General features: G+C 67.5%; 11 protein-coding genes and 5 tRNA genes. 9 read left to right on the top strand and 7 right to left on the bottom strand.

Features of this window, described 5'->3' with window-relative positions; translation table 11 throughout:
• Positions 1-60: 60 nt before the first annotated feature.
• Both EV138_RS19625 and EV138_RS19620 read left to right on the top strand, forming a co-directional pair.
• Positions 61-582: a hypothetical protein gene (locus tag EV138_RS19625; RefSeq protein ID WP_133980316.1), complete on the top strand. Its 522-nt coding sequence runs from the start codon at positions 61-63 to the stop codon at positions 580-582.
• A gap of 314 nt (positions 583-896) precedes the next feature.
• On the top strand, positions 897-2036 hold the full coding sequence (locus tag EV138_RS19620) for a tyrosine-type recombinase/integrase (protein WP_133980315.1): 1140 nt from the start codon (positions 897-899) through the stop codon (positions 2034-2036).
• Between the two features lie 14 nt (positions 2037-2050).
• On the opposite strand, the gene EV138_RS19615 is transcribed toward EV138_RS19620, so the two are convergent.
• Positions 2051-2126, bottom strand: a tRNA-Thr gene (locus EV138_RS19615).
• A 221-nt stretch (positions 2127-2347) separates the two neighbouring features.
• Here EV138_RS19615 and EV138_RS19610 point away from each other — a divergent pair.
• The 7 genes from EV138_RS19610 (at position 2348) to EV138_RS37335 (ending at position 6404) form a co-directional block, all read left to right on the top strand.
• Positions 2348-3610, top strand: a complete 1263-nt coding sequence (locus EV138_RS19610) for a delta-60 repeat domain-containing protein (protein ID WP_133980314.1) — start codon at positions 2348-2350, stop codon at positions 3608-3610.
• Between the two features lie 509 nt (positions 3611-4119).
• Positions 4120-4195: transfer RNA gene (locus EV138_RS19605), tRNA-Pro, on the top strand.
• 99 nt (positions 4196-4294) lie between these two features.
• A tRNA-Arg gene (locus tag EV138_RS19600) sits at positions 4295-4368 on the top strand.
• Between the two features lie 110 nt (positions 4369-4478).
• Positions 4479-4925: an HNH endonuclease gene (locus EV138_RS19595; protein WP_133980313.1), complete on the top strand. Its 447-nt coding sequence runs from the start codon at positions 4479-4481 to the stop codon at positions 4923-4925.
• A gap of 31 nt (positions 4926-4956) precedes the next feature.
• Positions 4957-5029: transfer RNA gene (locus EV138_RS37340), tRNA-Gln, on the top strand.
• 49 nt (positions 5030-5078) lie between these two features.
• Complete coding sequence (locus EV138_RS19590; protein WP_133980312.1) at positions 5079-6272, top strand: RtcB family protein; 1194 nt, start codon at positions 5079-5081, stop codon at positions 6270-6272.
• A gap of 42 nt (positions 6273-6314) precedes the next feature.
• Positions 6315-6404: transfer RNA gene (locus EV138_RS37335), tRNA-Ser, on the top strand.
• Positions 6405-6754: 350 nt separating this feature from the next.
• Here EV138_RS37335 and EV138_RS19580 read toward each other — a convergent pair.
• From EV138_RS19580 to EV138_RS19555, 6 genes are read right to left on the bottom strand one after another with little or no spacing between them, the layout of a single operon-like run.
• The gene (locus tag EV138_RS19580) at positions 6755-8122 is read right to left on the bottom strand and encodes an FAD-binding oxidoreductase (protein WP_133980310.1); all 1368 of its coding nucleotides are present in this window, start codon (positions 8120-8122) and stop codon (positions 6755-6757) included.
• Positions 8119-8994: a hypothetical protein gene (locus EV138_RS19575; protein ID WP_133980309.1), complete on the bottom strand. Its 876-nt coding sequence runs from the start codon at positions 8992-8994 to the stop codon at positions 8119-8121. The genes EV138_RS19580 and EV138_RS19575 overlap by 4 nt, the downstream gene beginning before the upstream one ends.
• Positions 8991-10307, bottom strand: coding sequence for a nickel pincer cofactor-dependent isomerase, group 22 (locus tag EV138_RS19570; protein WP_133980308.1), 1317 nt, complete (start codon positions 10305-10307; stop codon positions 8991-8993). The genes EV138_RS19575 and EV138_RS19570 overlap by 4 nt, the downstream gene beginning before the upstream one ends.
• Positions 10307-12217, bottom strand: coding sequence for an IlvD/Edd family dehydratase (locus EV138_RS19565; protein ID WP_238158235.1), 1911 nt, complete (start codon positions 12215-12217; stop codon positions 10307-10309). Before EV138_RS19565 ends, EV138_RS19570 begins: the two co-directional genes overlap by 1 nt.
• Positions 12214-13668, bottom strand: a complete 1455-nt coding sequence (locus EV138_RS19560; RefSeq protein WP_133980307.1) for an aldehyde dehydrogenase (NADP(+)) — start codon at positions 13666-13668, stop codon at positions 12214-12216. The genes EV138_RS19565 and EV138_RS19560 overlap by 4 nt, the downstream gene beginning before the upstream one ends.
• Complete coding sequence (locus EV138_RS19555; RefSeq protein WP_133980306.1) at positions 13665-14555, bottom strand: fumarylacetoacetate hydrolase family protein; 891 nt, start codon at positions 14553-14555, stop codon at positions 13665-13667. The genes EV138_RS19560 and EV138_RS19555 overlap by 4 nt, the downstream gene beginning before the upstream one ends.
• Positions 14556-14571 lie beyond the last annotated feature (16 nt).

Here is a 14571-nt window from a genome sequence, read left to right as displayed (position 1 = left end):
AGGTTGTTGGCAGGCCGTCCCTTATGGGCCGTCTCGTGCGCTAGCGGCTACGGTAGCCGTGTGCCTGAAGACGATCCGCCGGTGCTATCACCAGATCCAGCGGAAGTAGTAGTGACGATCACCAGGATCGTCGCTGCTCCGTGGCCGACCACCGATGGCGAACGGCGGGCCATGTTCTCCGAGATGGCCTTCCTTGAGCGCAGCCCGGCTGGCGAGTCGGAACGAACACCCGGAGTCTTCAGTACCTCTCTTGGCGATCAGGTTGATGGTTACTGGAGTACCTTCAACGGCGAGTTTCTCGGCCTCAACTTCTTCCTCTACCTCTCACCTGACCCGACGGACCCGAAGCCCAGAGCTGGCTATGACGCCTTGAGGCGTCTCTTGTCTGACGCCTTCGGGGCACCCCGCGAAGAGTGGGGTCCGGCACACATGCCAGCGAGCGCCTGGACCATCCGAGGTCTCTCGTTGTCCATGTACTGCCACGGCGGAGGAAACGGCGGTGTGCAAGTTGGCCTTGAACATGCCGAACGAACAGCCGCATACAGCGCAGCCCACGCCGCAGACCCGGGCCCTCGTCACTGATCGAGGAACCTGCGCAAGCCGATCTGTTGTTGCCCGTCCGGCGAGCGACTTGAGGCAGCCGCCCAACCGGCCAAAGACAGCGCAGCTGGTGCTGCGCATGCTTCGCCCCAACCGTCTTCCCGTCTGCCGTTCAGCCCACGCGTAGCGCGATCAGGAGACGCCGGAGGGGACAAGGTGGAGCGCCCCGCTGGACGAACGACCTTGTCCCCTCCGGTGGCTCCTGATAGGTCCTGACTGGGCTGAGCGGCAGACGGGAAGACGCACCCGACCCCGCTCCGCGATAGCCGGCCAAATCGGTCCCGTCATCCCGCCTGATGAGCGTCCAGCGGTACACCAAGGGCGGCCAGGTCCGGTACCGAGCACGGATCAAGTCGCATGGCCGGGAGGTCGCTACCCGCGTCTTCGATCGCAAGGCCGACGCCGTCGCCTGGGAGCAAGACCAGACCCGCAAGCTTCGCCTCGGCGAGTGGACCGACCCGAAGCGCGGTCGCGTTCCCCTTTCGGCAGTTGCAGAGGACTGGTTGGAATCGCGCAGTTCAGCCAAGCGCCGGACTCGTGAGGCCGACGAAGCCGACTGGCGTCTCCACATCGCACCGCGTTTCGGCAACTTCCCTCTCGTGTCGATCACAGCCGCTGAGGTGTCGAGCTGGGTCGGCTCGCAGATCGCTGCCGGTCGCCGTCCCTCCAGCGTCACTCGGTACCTGGCGACGCTGCGCTCGATCCTGAACTACGCCATCGCTGACGGCCGGATCACGGTCAACGTCGCTGCCCTGGCGAAGGCTCCCAGTGGCGGGCAGTCGAGGCGGGAGGGTGTGCACCTGACCGAGGCACAGCTCTACCAGCTCGCTGACGCCTGCAACGGCCGGTACGCCGAACTGGTGCTCGTACTTGGCCTGGGCGGTCTTCGGTGGGGTGAGATGGCTGGTCTCCAGGCTGGCGACAGGGTCTGGGTGCCGGGCAGAGGTCTCCGGCTTCAACGGGCTGTGCTGGCTAGCGGTGGGTCCGGCGAACTGTTCGTAGATACCTTGAAGAGCAAGCGCGCTCGGACCGTCCCCCTGGTCGACGAGCTGATCCCTCTGGTCGACCGCTGGGCAGGCGAGAAGGTGAACGACGCCTGGCTGTTCCACGCTCCTCAGGGTGGGCCGCTGAGCGAGGGCAACTGGAAGCGGTCGGTTCGTTGGTCGGCTGCGATCAAGGCGATTGGGGTTCCAACTCTCCGTGTCCACGATCTGCGCCACACAGCCGCGTCGGTCTGGCTTGGATCGGGAGCTGACCCCAAGGTCGTACAGCGGATCCTGGGGCACGCCTCGGCGGCCATGACTATGGACCTATACGGCCACCTGATCGACCAGAACCTCTGGGATGCCGCCCGGAAGATCGGGGGCACCACAGGGACACGGAGGGAACTTGAGGCCGGAATGACAAAACCCCCAGTCGAGGAAAGTGGCCTCTGACCTGGGGGTTTGGGTGGAGCCGCCTGTCGGAATCGAACCGACGACCTTCTCATTACGAGTGAGACGCTCTGCCGACTGAGCTAAGGCGGCGTGGCCCGGGGGCCGATGCAAGAGTGTAGCGGGAGGTTCGGGGGATTCCGAATCGGATAGCGGGAGGGCGACGGCCTGCGGGGTTGGTGACGGACGGTAGCGACAGGTGAGGGAGGCGTGCGCGGCCGGGAAGCGTTGATGGTTGGGCCTTCTGCTGCGGGTTCAGCTGTGCCAGAGTCCGTAGACAGCCGGTAATCGGACCGCGCTGAGGGGGCGTCACCATGAACAAGCTCGTCAAGGCTCTTGGAGCAGTTGTCACCGCGGTCGCACTGGGGGCGACGGCCCTCCAGGGCGCACCGGCGTCCGCGTCGCCGATTTCGCAGGACTATGTCGTCTCACCGAATCCCTCGGATCTGACGCCCCGGGTTCAGCAGGGCGCGGTCTACAAGATGCTGCAACTGGGCGGCATCATGTTCGCCGGCGGCGAGTTCAGCTCGGTGAAGCCGTACAACAACTCCGGCACCATCTCCCGGAGCCGGCTGTTCGGCTTCAACCCGATCAGCGGGGGTCTGACGGGGTTCCACGCCACCTTCAACGCCGCGGTCTGGGCGATGGCCACCGACGGCAGGTCGCTGTGGGTCGGCGGGTACTTCAACAACGTCAACGGTGTCGCCCGCACCGGCGTCGTCAAGCTGGACCCGTACACCGGCGCCGTCGACACCGCTTTCAACGCGCGGCTGACGGGTTCGGTCACGGACATGGCGCTGGTGAAGGGCCGCCTCATCCTCGGCGGCGCCTTCAGCAAGAAGCTGATCGCAGTCAATCCCGCCACCGGCGGTGACACCGGTTACATCAAGCTCGCCATCACCGGAGCGCCCGGCGGTACGAACGCCGGCCAGACCAAGGTGTTCCGCTTCGCGGTGAACCCGGCCGGTACCCGGCTGGCGATCGTCGGCACCTTCACCTCGGTCGGCGGCCAGCTCCGGCGGCAGGCAGCGTTGATCACCCTCGGCACGTACGGGGCCTGGACGAGCACCTGGTACTCGACGCTGTTCGACAAGCCCTGCTGGAGCGAGACGCCGACGTACACCCGCGATGTCGACTTCTCGTACGACGGCACGTTCTTCGTCATCGTCACCACCGGCGGCACGTCCCCCAACAACCGGGACCTGATCTGCGACGCCGCGACCCGCTGGAACACGAACGACTCCCGTACGACGTACCCGGTCTGGGTGAACTACACCGGCGGCGACACCTTGCTTTCGGTGCAGGTCACCCGCGCAGCCGTCTACGTGCAGGGGCACCAGCGCTGGATGAACAACCCGGGTGGCAACAACACCGCCGGCCCCGGCGCGGTCAGCCGGCCAGGCATCGCAGCACTCAACCCACACAGCGGCCTCGCCTACTCATGGAACCCCACCAAGGACCGCGGCATCGGCGGGTACGACCTGCTGCTCACCTCGACCGGTCTCTGGGTCGGCTCGGACACCACCCACATCGGCGGCGAGGTGCACGAGCGACTCGCCTTCCTGCCACTTCCCTGACCGCGGTGAATTTGTCGGGTGGCGCGCGGGAATAATTCGGCAGAGAAATGCATTGACTTGACCTGTGTTGTCGGGTGAAACTTATGCCCGCAAGGTCAACCACAACTGACAGGAGAAGGTCGTGTTCGGGAAGCGGAACGTAGGGCGGGAGTGGCGGATGCAGTACGCCGTCGCGCCGACGTGCCTGCGATCCCTGCCCAGTCACGCCTTGACCTCCCTGCGCGATGCGGAACTCAGCCCGACATCCGGCGGCCCACCTGTCTGATCTGATCGCAGATCACTGGAGCCGCCCGAGTCGGATACCGACCGAGGCGGCTCTTTCTTTTTCCCACCGTCTACACACCGTCGTCGGTGCGCAATGGTTGCCGGCCGGATTCCAAACCCGCGCCGAGAGGGTTCGATTCCCTCCACCGATGCTTTTGTCGACGCTTACGGGCGGCGAATTGCAGAATTGACAACTGGATATGCCATTGCAATTCCCCGGGGCCTCCACAGGTACCCGGGGACAGCGAGCTGTGGGCCAGCGGCCAGGCCACCTCATTTGGGATGAGGGGAACGGGAGTTCGAATCTCCCCAGCTCGACCAGGCGCCCGCAGCAAGCTCAGCTACCGGCCGAGCGGGCGCCCCAAGCGTGCCCTGCGCCGGAAATCCGCAACCCATCCGGCGCAGGGCGCAACGCAACGAACGCCCGTGGCTCAACCGGAGAGAGCGCCTGCCTACGAAGCAGGAGGTTGCAGGTTCAAGTCCTGCCGGGCGTGCTGTGGCCGCCCCGCGTGGCGTAGTACGCGGGCGGAGAGCGGAGAGCCGCACCGAGAGAGCCAGCCCGGCTACGAAGCGTCGGGCACACTGGATGAGAGGAGGAACCAGCATGAGCGGTGTCATAGTGCTCAACGCCTCATACGAGCCGCTGCACGTGGTGTCGATCCCGCACGCCATCCGGATGCTCGTCCGGGAAGTGGCGGTCGTCGAGGAGGCGCACGACGGCGCCAGCATCGGCCCGTTCCCCCTCCCCCGTGTGCTGCGACTGGTGCGCTACGTAGTGACCAAATGGCGCTACGCCACTGGGCGACTGCAGTACACGCGAGTCGGCGTACTGAAGCGCGACAAGTACCGCTGCGCCTACTGCGGCCGTGCTGGCGCCACCACGATGGATCACGTCGTACCACGGTCCCGTGGCGGGCGCGGCGAGTGGCTGAACGCAGTAGCGGCCCATGCCTCCTGCAACGAGAAGAAGGGCTCGCGCACGCCAGAGGAAGCCGGTATGCCGCTGTTGTGGCAGCCGTGGATTCCGACGCGTGCCGAGTTAGCACTCTGACCCGGCGCCCCCAGGTGTCGCGTCAGAGCGATGCCAGGTGGGCGACGGCGTCCCACCCTCGGTTCTGACCCGAGGTCTCGCAGGTTCGAGTCCTGCCCTGGCAGCTCTGTACCGCGGCACGCCAAGCCGCGACCCTGACAAAGGAGTGGGGAGATGAACGTTCAGTACCCGGTTCCGTTGAGCGGAGCCAAGAGCTCCACTCTGATGTGGGCTCAGGAGCACGAGGTGGGAGCACCGGCGCTCCAGCAGTTGCGGAACATCGCGGCGCTGCCGTGGGTGCACGGCGTACGGGTGATGCCGGACGTGCATCTCGGCAAGGGCGCGACGGTGGGTTCGGTGATCGCGATGTACCAGGCCGTCTCGCCGGCCGCTGTCGGGGTCGACATCGGCTGCGGGATGGAGGGCGTGCTGACGTCGCTGACCGCGTCGGATCTGCCGGACGACCTCAGCGGGATCCGGTCGCGGATCGAGGCCGCGGTACCGGTCGGGTTCCGGGCGCACGAGAACGCGGTCAGTGTCCGCAAGCTCGGGCTGGATCGCGGATGGGACCGGTTCTGGGGAGCGTTCTCGAGCCTGCACGACGGCGTACAGGACCGGGAGAAGAAGGCGCAGCAGCAGATGGGGTCGCTGGGTGGTGGCAACCACTTCATCGAGGTCTGCCTGGACGACGACGACCGGGTCTGGCTGATGCTGCACTCAGGTTCGCGCAACATCGGCAAGGAACTGGCCGAGCGGCACATGCGGATCGCGAAGGCGCTGCCGCACAACGCCGAGCTGCCCGATCGGGACCTGGCGGTGTTCTTGTCCGGTACGCCGGAGATGGACGCCTATCGGCGCGACCTCACCTGGGCACAGGAGTACGCCTCGCGGAACCGCGCGGTCATGCTCGCCCTGGTGATGCAGGCGGTGCGGGAGTCGTTCGAGCAGGAGATCACGTTCGAGCAGCCGATCTCCTGCCACCACAACTACGTGTCGGAGGAGACCATCGACGACCTCGACCTGCTCGTCACCCGCAAGGGCGCGATCCGGGCCGGCAAGGGCGACCTCGGGCTGATCCCGGGATCGATGGGCACTGGCTCGTACGTCGTCCGCGGGCTCGGCTCGGAGCAGTCGTTCTACTCGGCCTCGCACGGGGCAGGCCGGCGAATGAGCCGCAACGAGGCGAAGCGCCGCTACACGGTCGACGACCTGATCGCCCAGACCGCCGGCGTCGAATCCCGCAAGGACGCGGGTGTGCTCGACGAACTGCCCGCGGCGTACAAGGACATCGAGTCGGTCATCGCCGCCCAGTCCGACCTCGTCGAGGTAGTTGCCCACCTCAAACAGGTCATCTGCGTGAAGGGCTGACCCGCGCCCGCCGTGTTCAGGGGACACGGCGGTCGCGGTCCTGGTGAGGTCCGCCTGATGGCACAGGCAGCGGTTTGCTAAACCGTCGACCGGCCATCGACCGGTCCGCGAGTTCGAATCTCGCCCTCACCGCGTGACACCTGAACCATCCGAGGAACAAGAGAGGAGGACCGGCTGTGGCCGATCTCAGAAGTAAGCGGAGGAAGATTCCTGGCGGTAGGACCGGTGCTCCGGTTCAGCAAGGGCATGCCTTGCGGCGTGTGCATCTCGCCTGTGGGCATGTTCAGCGCGATCGGATCGCGCACGCGGGCGATCACGTGTGGTGTGAAGGGGACTGCTCCGACTGGGTCCGCGTGATCGAGGTCGAGGAGTGACGAACACCCCGGGTGCTGCAAAGCACCCGGGGTGGTGGCTCTCTGGTGACGGATGCACGCCTGGCCCTCCGAAGGCCGGGTCCCTGGTTCGACTCCAGGCAGGGAGACTCAGAGGAACAGTTTGTCGGGGTTGAGTAGTCCGGCGGGGTCGAAGACTGATTTGAGTTGGCGTTGGAGGGACAGTTCGATGGGGCCGAGTTCCTGGGCCAGCCATTGGCGTTTGAGTTTGCCGATGCCGTGTTCGCCGGTGATCGTGCCGCCGAGGGACAAGCCCAGCTGCATCACCGCGCCGAAAGCCTCCAGGGCGCGGGACTCAGCTGCTGGGTCGTCGCGGTCGAAGACGACGGTCGGATGCATGTTGCCGTCACCTACATGCCCAGGGCAATAAATCTGTACGTCGTACTTCGCGCCGATCTCACCCACTCCGTTCAGCAGCGCGACCAGCTTGCTTCGCGGTACGGCGATGTCGTCCACCAGCGTGACGCCGCGCAACTCCAGCGCGGGATTCACCAGCCGGCGCGCCTCCAGCAACAGCCGGGACTCCTCCGCGTCGGACGCCTCGGCGACCTCCACAGCCCCGAAAGCCGTGCAAATCCGGGCGATCTCGGCGACATCGGCTGCTGCTCGTGGACCACGATCGGACTGCGCGATCAGCAGCGACCCGACGTCGGCAGGCAGACCCATGTCCCGATAGTCCTGGATCGCCCGAGCCGTCAGCCCGTCGAGGAACTCCAGCAACGACGGCCGCAACCCAGAAGCCATCACCGCGGCAGCAGCGGCGATCCCGTCCTCGATCGACAGGAACGTGGCAGCAGCCGTCAACGCGGCCTCGGGCGCGGGACGCAACGCGAGAGTCGCCTCCGTGACCACCCCGAGGGTCCCCTCGGAGCCGACGATCAGCCGGGTCACGTCATACCCAGCCACACCTTTCACCGATCGGCGCCCGGTCCGGATCACCTCGCCAGAGGCAAGCACCACCTCGAGGGCCCTGACGAAGTCGCCCGTCACGCCGTACTTCACGCAGCACAGTCCACCCGCGTTCGTGGCGATGTTGCCACCGATCGTGGACATCTCCCACGACGACGGATCCGGCGGGTAGAACAACCCTTTCTCGAGCACCGCGGCCGACAAGGCCGAGTTCACCACTCCGGGCTGAACGACAGCGACCTGATCCTCGACCGAGACCTCCAGGATCCGATCCAGCCGCGAGGTCGACAGCAACAAACACCCGTCCAGCGCATTCGCAGCCCCCGACAACCCGGTTCGCGCGCCCTGCGTCACCACCGGTACCCCGTACTCCGAGCACGCCCGCAGCACCTCCTGCACCTCGGCCGTGGACGAGGGCCGGACGAGCACGAGCGGCACACCCGCAGTACAGAACGAAGCGTGGTCATTGCGATGGCTGTCCAGTACGTCGGGATCGGTGACGACCGCCTTGTCTCCCAGCGATGACGTCAACCGCGCGATCAGGCTCATTCCTCCTCCTGTTCCGCGAGCAACCGAAGGACCAACTCGGCCCGGCGGACGCGCTCCCGCCCGAGTGCCTCGGCGGTCGCGGCCAGGTGCGCCCCGGCCGGGTAGATGTTCGGCGCGTTCCGCAGTCCCATCTTCAGATACACCGGCGCCGCCACGCGCACCACATCCGGTACGTCGTAGAACCGCACGTGCCCGCCCTGATCGTCAGGAACCTCGATATACATGTCGATCGGCACAGTCGTCATCGCCCGGATCTCTGCCAGCACTCCGATCGGCAGGTCGGTCGACACGTTCAAGCTAGTCGCTCCGAGCCGCTCGTACAGCGCGGCAGTCGATGCGTTGGGCAACGGCATCAGCACCGATGTCTTCAGCACCAGGTCGGCCGGCAGCTCACCTTCCTTCTTGAGCAGGCCGAGCAGTTCGAGCACCCCGAGATCGCCGACCAGCAGGCTCCGGACACCCAGCTCGACCGCGCGGTACGCATCACAGAGCGACGCGGCAACCATGTCGTTGCCGCGAGCAACTCCGCCGACAGCAGCCGAGACCTTCGCCTGGCCGCCGATGTCCCAGGCGCCGCGCGGTCCGAGGAACAGGCAGACCTCCACACCATGGTCGACGCCGAGCGTGAGCATCTCGTCGATCTCGCTGTCGGTCAGCATCATCACGCCGCTGCCTTGCGAGACCCGGTGCACGGTCACCCCACGAGCGCCCGCCTCGTCCAGCACCGTCCGCATCACCGCCGGACCCTCACAGCTCGGAATCTCGATCTTGTACTGCGTACCGTCGCCGAAGCGCCCCGTCGAGGAGAACTCCGGCCCCGGTGTGGCCAGCCCACGGTCGCCCAGCAGTGCCCGCGCTTCGCGAAGGTTCATCCCAGCTCCTGCCAGCCGGTGAGGCAGCCGGACGGATCGGTCAGATGCCGCGCGGTGCCGGCGATCTCCAGATCGAACCGCTCCGCCGCCTCGGTCAGCAGCGCCGGCGTGACCATCAACTCGTTCGGCGACAAGGTGTCGCGAATCCGGGCCAGCCGCACCGAAGACCAGTCCCGCCGCCCGCTCATCGTGACAGCCGCGAGCACCGCGGCCTCATCGTCCTGGAGCACCATCGGCAGCCGCGACCGGCGCGCTCCACCGGCGCCGGAGGTCAACGCGTTCACATAACTGGTCCGCAGATCGATCTGCTCCAGCAGCCGGGCGGGGATCACATCCGCCAGGCCGAGCCCGGACGCGTTCCCGTGCGACGCCTCCGACAGCGAGTGCACGCTGATCGCCGCGATCGACGGCGAGTCGAACTCGGGGATCCCGTGCACCCAGCACCGCCCGAGCACATTCGTGTCCATCCCCGTGCCCGACTTGTCCTTCCCCATCTCGTCCACCACGAGCACGTCCAGCTCGTCGAACGGCAGCCGCCCCATCAAACTCCCGGCCCGCTGCAACAACGCCGTCTCCGCGGCGCCACCGATGCCATCGGCAACCACCAGCTCCACCGATGCCGTTCGCTCCAGCATGTTCTCCAGGATCGCCAACCCACCCAAGATCTTGCCCTGGGCAATCACCATGCGGGCGGCGGCCTCGATCGCGCCACCCAGCGAGGGAATTCCACCAGCATGCAGCGCGGCCGCACCGGCGTGATTACCCAACCCGATCGCCAGGATCTTCGCCAGACCACTCTCCACCGGACCATGGAAGTCGGTATGCGGCTTCACCCGGTTCACCAGCAGAACGCCGTCCGCCTTCGCCGCCACCGCGTCATGATGCACCGGCGTCCCGTCATCCAAGGTGCCGACGACAACGGTCTCCATGGTCGCCTCGATCGGACACCCCATCGACTCGGGCGTCACTCCGAGACCTGCTAGCATCTCTCGTTGCCCATCAGCCGTCGCGCCACCGTGCGAACCCATCGCCGGTACGACGAACGGCTCGGCACCGGCATCCCGAAGCCAGTCGACCGCTGCCCTGACCACGACGACCAGGTCGTGAATGCCCCGACTCCCAGCGGTGACGGCGATCCGCGCACCGGGTCGCACTGCCGAAGCCAACGGCGCCAGGGCCGCCTGCGCAGCGGCGTACGGGTCCTGCTCGGTCGGGACGTCCGGGAGCAGTCGCCTGATCGGCGTGACCTGCGGGATCACGCCGTCAGGACGAAGTCCCCGGATCGCCTCGAACGGTCCCCAGGAGGTGGACATCAGTGACTCTGCCGGGCCACGGCCGAGCCGCTGCGACCGACCAGGAAGTCGAGATCGCAACCCTCGTTGGCCTGCGTGACGTGGTTGACGTAGAGCTTCGCCCAGCCCCGGTCCGACGGCACCGTGGCGGGTTGCCAATCCGCACGTCGCTTGGCCAACTCCTCCTCGGACACATCGAGATGCAAGGTCCGGCCCGGCACGTCCAGCTCGATCCAGTCCCCGGTGCGGACCAGCGCGAGCGGTCCACCGACAGCCGCTTCCGGAGCGACATGCAGCACCACGGTTCCGTACGCCGTACCGCTCATCCTCGCGTCGGAGATCCGGACCATGTCGTCCACACCCTGCTCGGCGAGCTTGCGCGGGATCGTCATGTTGCCCACCTCGGGCATCCCCGGATAGCCGCGCGGTCCCGCGTTCTGCAGGACCAGCACGGTGTCCTCGTCGACCTCGAGATCCATGTCGTCGACAGCCAGGTCGTACTCCTCGATACTGCTGAACACCAGCGCCTTCCCGCGATGCTGCAACAACCGCTCGGAAGCCGCGGACTGCTTGACGACAGCACCGTCGGGAGCGAGATTCCCCTTCAGTACTGCGGTTCCCGCACCGCTGCCGAGCGGATTCCCGACGGCCCGGATCACGTCGGTGTCGACCGTCCGCTCCGCATTGGCGACGTTCTCGCCGATCGTGCGACCGGTCACCGTGATCGCGTCGGCCTTGAGCAACGGCAGAATCTCCCGCAGTACGGCGGGAAGTCCGCCGGCGTAGTAGAAGTCCTCCATCAGGTACTTGCCCGACGGCTGCAGATCGACCAGCCACGGTACGCCGCGGGCCCACTCATCCATGTCGTCCAGGGTGAGCTTCACGCCGACCCGGCCGGCGATCGCGAGCAGGTGGATCACCGCGTTGGTCGAGCCACCGATCGCCGCGTTCGCGCGGACCGCGTTGGCGAAGGCATCGCGAGTGAGGATGTCGCTCGGCTTGAGGTCCTCCTCGACCATTTGCACGATCCGCTGGCCGGCCTGCTGCGCGATCGCGTACCGGCGCGAATCGACCGCCGGGATCGCTGCCGAGCCGGTCAGTTGGAGACCGAGCGCCTCGGCCATACAGGCCATCGTCGAGGCCGTGCCCATCGTCATACAGTGGCCGTTGCTGCGCGACATCCCGGACTCGGCGGCCGCGTAGTCCTCCTGGGTCATCCGGCCCGCGTTGACGTCCTGGGTGAACCGCCACACCGCCGTACCGGAGCCGATGTCGCAGCCGCGGAACTTGCCGTTCAGCATCGGGCCGCCGGTCACCACCAGCGTCGGCAGGTCGACACTCGCGGCGCCCATGATCGACCCTGGCGTGGTCTTGTCGCAGCCGGTGAGCAGGACCGCACCGTCGATCGGGTTGCCCCGCAGGGATTCCTCGACATCCATGCTGAGCAGGTTGCGGAACAGCATCGCGGTCGGCCGGAGCATCGTCTCGCCGAGCGACATCACCGGGAACTCGAGCGGGAAACCGCCGGCCTGCCAGACGCCGCGCTTCACCGACTCGGCCAAGCGGCGCAGGTGCGCGTTACAAGGGGTCAGCTCGGACCAGGTGTTGCAGATCCCGATCACCGGGCGCCCGTCGAACACCTCGTCCGAGAAGCCCTGCGCCCGCATCCAGGACCGGTGGATGAACCCGTTGCGGTCCTTCTCGCCGAACCAGTGGTCGAAGCTGCGACGGCCGGTGTGCGCCGCGGACCGGTCGACCGGGATCGCCCTGCTGGGCGGCTCCGTCGTGGGCCGCCCGGTCTTCTCCGGCGTCGGCTCACCTTCGGGGTCGGCAGGCAACTCGGAGTGGCCGCCGTTCGAGCCGGCGAGCGGCTGGTCGTTGTCGGCGACCGGCGGCAGACCGCCCTCGCCATCAGTGGGTCGGTCGCTCATCGAGACACCTCTCCTGTCGTCACGGTTCCGTTCACTCGACGGCTGATCCCCGCGGGGTTGGCGTCACGCAGTACTGCGGGAAGCACCGTGTCGGGCGTGTCCTGGTAGGCCACGGGACGCTGGAAACGGCGCGCGGCCGTCACTCCGACGCTGGTGTGGATCGAGCCGACCGTCGACGGGAACGGACCACCATGGTGTTGTGCCCAGGAGACGGCCACGCCGGTCGGCCAGCCGTTCCACAGCACCCGGCCGGCCCTTGCCGTCAGCAACGGAAGGAGCTCACGGGCCAGCTCGGCGTCCGAGCCCTCTTCCGCGTGCAGGGTTGCGGTCAGGTTGCCCTCGAACGCCTCCACAGCCGCGCGCAGCTCGTCGGTCGACGAGTACTCGACGACGATCGAGACCGGGCCGAAACACTCCTCGAGGATCTCCTCGCGCCGCGCCAGCAGCTCCGTCGCCGTTGTTCCGAGCAACGTCGCGCCGCCGTCGCTCAAGACCCGGACGCCATCGACCTTGCGGAGCCGGTCGAGGCCGGACGAGAAGCCTTCCGCGATCCGGTCGTTCAGCATCTTCGCCTCGGCGACCGCACCGGTTGCCTCGATCAACTGGTCGTCCAGACCGTGTCCGGCCGGCAGGAAGATCAGTCCCGGCTTGGTGCAGAACTGGCCGACGCCGAGCGTGAAGGACCCGACGTACCCGCTGGCAATCTCGTTGCCTCGGGCATCGACGGCGGCCTGGGTGACGAAGACCGGGTTGAGGCTGCCGAGTTCGCCGTAGAAGGGGATCGGCTCGGGCCTGGTCACCGCGATCTCGTGCAACGCCTTGCCGGCCGGGACGGATCCGGTGAAGCCGGCGGCGGTGATCCGGGGATCCTTGAGCGCCGTGACACCGACGTCGTACCCCTGGATCAGGCCGAGTGTGCCGTCCGGGGCGCCCGCGGCGCGGAGAGCTTCGATCATCACCTCGGCGGTCCGGACCGACAGGTCGGGGTGGCCGGGGTGCGCCTTGACGATCACCGGACATCCGGCCGCCAGCGCCGACGCGGTGTCGCCGCCGCAGACGCTGAAGGCGAAGGGGAAGTTGCTCGCGGCAAACACCAGCACGGGGCCGAGCGGAACGAGGACGCGGCGGAGGTCCGGCCGGGGTACCGGCTTTGCCTGCGGGTCGGCGGTGTCGATGATGACCTCGAGCAGGGAGCCCTCTTCCAGGACGTCCGCGAACATCCGGAGCTGGCCACTGCTACGGGCGACCTCGCCGCGCAACCGCGGCTCGGGCAGGGACGACTCGCGCATCGCGATCGGGACCAGCTCGTCGGCGGCGGCGTCCAGCGCGTCGGCGGCGGCTCGGATCCACCCGGCCCGCACGGCCGGTTCCGAGGCGGCCAGCGGCTCCGCGGCGTCGGCGGCGTCGGTCAGGGCCTGCTCGAGTTCGGCAGGGGTGGTGTCCGGGGTCATCGGGTCTCCTCCAAAGTCTCGGCTGCCAGGAAGGCGAAAGGTTCCCGGCCGACTGCCACCGTATTCGTCAACGTGCCGATCTCGCTGATCGCGATCTCCACCACGTCGCCCTGCTGGAGGGCGAAGTCGAGTTCGGGCACGATCCCGGTGCCGGTCGCGAGGATCACGCCGTCGGGGAACTCGTTCGGTACGAACAGCACGTCGATCAGGTCCTGCAACTCGCGGACCAGGTTCTTGGTGGACGTCGTACCGGTGAACACCTCGGCGTCGCCGCGCCGGATCACCAGGTCGATGGTGAGGTCCTTCGGGTCGGCCACCTCCCAGACCGGCCGGATCCCGGTCGCCAGCGCACAGCCGCCCGCGAACACCTTCGCCTGCGGGATGTAGAGCGGGTTCTCGCCTTCGATCGACCGTGAGCTGACGTCGTTGCAGACCGTGAAGCCGACGATCTCGCCGCGGCTGTTGGCCACGATCGCGAGTTCGGGCTCCGGTACGTCGAGACCGGAGTCCTCGCGGATGCCGATCGGATCGCCGTCCGTGACGACCCGCCACGCGGGCGCCTTCGGGAACAGCTCGGGGCGCGGCGCGGAGTACACGCGGTCGTACACGGACTGCTCGGTGCTCTCCTCCATCCGGGCACCGCGAGATCGCTCGTACGTGACGCCCGCACACCACACCTCGCCGTACCCGTCGAGCGGCGGCAGCAGCCGTACGCCGGCCAGCGAGACCTCGTCGCCGAGCTTCGCCACGGCGGCGCGGAGCTCCTCGACCGGCAGCCGGAGGAGCTCCGCCATCCCCGTGACACCGCGAACCGGTGCGACCGTGTCACCGGTTCGGACCCCGGCCTGGGGCGGTTGGCCTGGGAGCTGGAAACGGACCAGGTGCATCAGGTTCTGCCTCTCA

This window comes from Kribbella voronezhensis, assembly GCF_004365175.1.
Taxonomy (GTDB): Bacteria; Actinomycetota; Actinomycetes; order Propionibacteriales; family Kribbellaceae; genus Kribbella; species Kribbella voronezhensis.
This window is presented reverse-complemented; position numbering and strand designations above follow the sequence as displayed.